The sequence below is a fragment of the Fuchsiella alkaliacetigena genome (assembly GCF_023227765.1).
Classification (GTDB): Bacteria; Bacillota; Halanaerobiia; order Halobacteroidales; family Acetohalobiaceae; genus Fuchsiella; species Fuchsiella alkaliacetigena.
Genome location: NZ_JALKBZ010000098.1, coordinates 1 through 2,869, shown reverse-complemented (window position 1 = coordinate 2,869; position 2,869 = coordinate 1). Strand labels below are relative to the sequence as shown.

General features: G+C 30.3%; 2 protein-coding genes. Both read left to right on the top strand.

All coding sequences use genetic code 11. From position 1 onward, the window contains the following. Positions 1 to 114: 114 nt before the first annotated feature. Positions 115 to 1,947, top strand: a complete 1,833-nt coding sequence (locus MWH30_RS13565) for an ATP-binding protein (RefSeq protein ID WP_248664635.1) — start codon at positions 115 to 117, stop codon at positions 1,945 to 1,947. Positions 1,948 to 1,966: 19 nt separating this feature from the next. Then, the gene (locus MWH30_RS13560) at positions 1,967 to 2,659 is read left to right on the top strand and encodes a response regulator transcription factor (RefSeq protein ID WP_248664634.1); all 693 of its coding nucleotides are present in this window, start codon (positions 1,967 to 1,969) and stop codon (positions 2,657 to 2,659) included. Positions 2,660 to 2,869 lie beyond the last annotated feature (210 nt).

The following is a 2,869-nucleotide window of genomic DNA, read 5'->3' as shown; positions in this document are numbered from 1 at the left end:
TCTAATCCTTCGTAAACACTGCTATAATAAGTGTTTGCGTGGGGTCTGTTTACCTAGTAAGTGTCGAACTCGGGTATAATATATATCAAATAATGAGAAAAAGGTGTTATAAAATTGCAGGATCAAATATCATTTAATAATTCTAATTCTAAAAAAACGGAAATAGTTCACCACTTACTTCAATTGAAAAGCTATAATAACTTTAAAAAGCTCTTCAAAGGTTGTAGTGAAGCTAAAATAATTTGTTTTTGTGCCTCACCTGAGAAAATCAAGGAAACCTTTGATTTGTTAAATTTAGATAAATTAGAGATTATAGTAGGAAAAGATGTTGATCATAGAGAAAATCTAATAGGCAAAACAAAGCTAGCTGATAAATTAGAAAAATTGAAAGAAGAAGGTAAACTTTTAATTTACACTCTTAAAGAAAGCACTCCAGTAAAGATACATAATAAATGCTATATATTAAAGAAGAAAGACGAAGACGGTTTCTTAGTTTTTAATGGTTCACCAAACTTTAGTAAAAACGCTTGGGGCAGACAGCACGAAGCTGTTACAGTATTTAAAACTTATAAGGGTGAAGAATGTTATCAGCAATATATAGAGACTTGGGAAGATGAAAAGAAGTACTGTGAATTATTTTTAAAAGATTTAACAGAAGAGCTCAATAATAAGAGTGATGAACATGTTGGTTCTATGGAGCTTGGTTCTGAATTTGATAAAAAGTTTTTACAAGTTTTAAGAGAAGATTTTTATAGCCATTATTTTCTTTATAGTCTAGATAGTAAAGAGATAGACTGTATAATAGCAGCTACCACTCCGAGAGATGACTGGCAGTTAAGTGATGAAGAATTAGCTAAAGTTAACTCGGGCTTTACAGTAACAAGAATATCTACCGATAAAGACCATTGCTGGATATTGGCACTCCCTTTTCGTGATTATAGTGGTAAAGTACAGGGTTATATAAAAGCAGTCAGTGTCGGTAGGGATTGTATAAGTCTAATTGCTAATGCTAAGCAGAATATGTACACCTTAGGAATAGTTAGTGCTATATTAATCGCTATAATTATTTTTACTTTTTTAACTTATTCTCTTAAACCTATTGAAGAACTATTAAGAGCTACTAAGAAGATAGGAGCTGGTGATTTAAATTATAGAATTTCTTTTGATTCTATAAATAGTGAGTTAAATAAGTTAGCTCAGGCTTTCAATCAAATGGTAGCAAAACTCCAAAAATCTACTAATGAAAGAAAGGAATTATTAAAAGAGATACAATTAAAGGAAAAAAAGCGACAAGAACTTTTAAATAAGTTGATAAATGCACAGGAAGAAGAAAGAAAAAGAATTGCCAGAGAACTACATGATGAAACTAGCCAGGCCTTAACTAGCCTTAATCTCTCATTAAGTACTTTAAAAAAGGTTAGAAAAACAGAAGAATTCAACGATTATATAGCTATGATGAAAGATATTATATCTGAACTATTTAATCAATTAAATCAATTAGCTAAGCAACTTAGACCGGATGTATTAGATGATTTAGGTTTGAGTGCAGCAATTAAAAATTACGTAAAGACTTCCTCCCAATGGTGGAAACAAGAGATTGGGCTCCATATTGATGGTTTAGAAGACACACAGCTTTCTAAAGAAACAGAGATTGCAGTGTATAGAATTATACAGGAAGCTTTAACTAATGCTTTCAGGCATTCGAATGCTGCTAATATCAGTGTGATTATTGAAGTTAGAAATAAAGAGCTAAACATTATAATTGAAGATGATGGTTGTGGTTTTAATTTAAATGAAGCTATGTCAAATAAACAGAATAAGAAAAGCTTAGGTCTCTTTGGCATGCAGGAAAGAGCTGAACTATTAGATGGTGAATTAATCATTGAAACTGAAAAAAATATAGGAACTACTATTTATGTAAAAATACCTATTGTGGATAATTTTTAAAAAATAGGAGTGATAATTGATGATTGATGTCTTAATAGTTGATGATCATTCTTTAGTTAGAAGAGGCTTGAAAAATCTGCTTGAAAATGAAGATGATGTTGAAGTAGTAGGAGAAGCGATTAATGGTCAAGAATCATTAAATCTAGCTAAAGAATTAAATCCTGATATTATTTTAATGGATCTCTCTATGCCCGGAATTGATGGTATGGAAGCAACCCGAAAGATAACTAATGATAATCCAGAAATTAAAGTCCTTATCTTAACTGTACACGACGATGAAGAATATTTTAAAAAAGCTTTAAAGTCTGGAAGTTCAGGTTATATACTCAAAAAAGCAGCTGATGTAGAGCTTTTATCTGCTATTAGAGCAGTTTATCAAGGGGAAGCATTTATTTATCCGAAAATGGCTAAGATACTATTGGATGATTATCTAGATAATTTAAAAGAAGATGATAATACAAAGCAATCTCTGAAGGATAAGGATAAAAAAGAGGGAGATGAGAATTTAGTTGATAATTATGATTTATTAAGTAAAAGAGAAAAAGAAGTATTTGAGTTGTTTGCTCGCGGATATACTAACCAAGGAATAGCTGATAAATTAGTAATTAGTGTTAAAACGGTGGAAACCCATAAATCTAGAATGAGAAGAAAACTTAAACTTAGCAAGCGTTCAAAAATTGTTCAATTAGCTTTAAAAAAAGGTATTTTATAACCAAATTTATTATCGTAAAGGTTTGTAAGGGGATCCCCTTACAAACCTTTTTTATTTTGAAATATCAAAAAAACATCAATGTAAAAATAATGAGCTTAATGCTAATAAATCAACAAATACAAATATAAATTTATGTCCTTGCCCCCTATATTTTGGACAAGAAAAAACTATGCTTTTCTAACAGAAAATTGCTCTAATTTACTCGCTAAT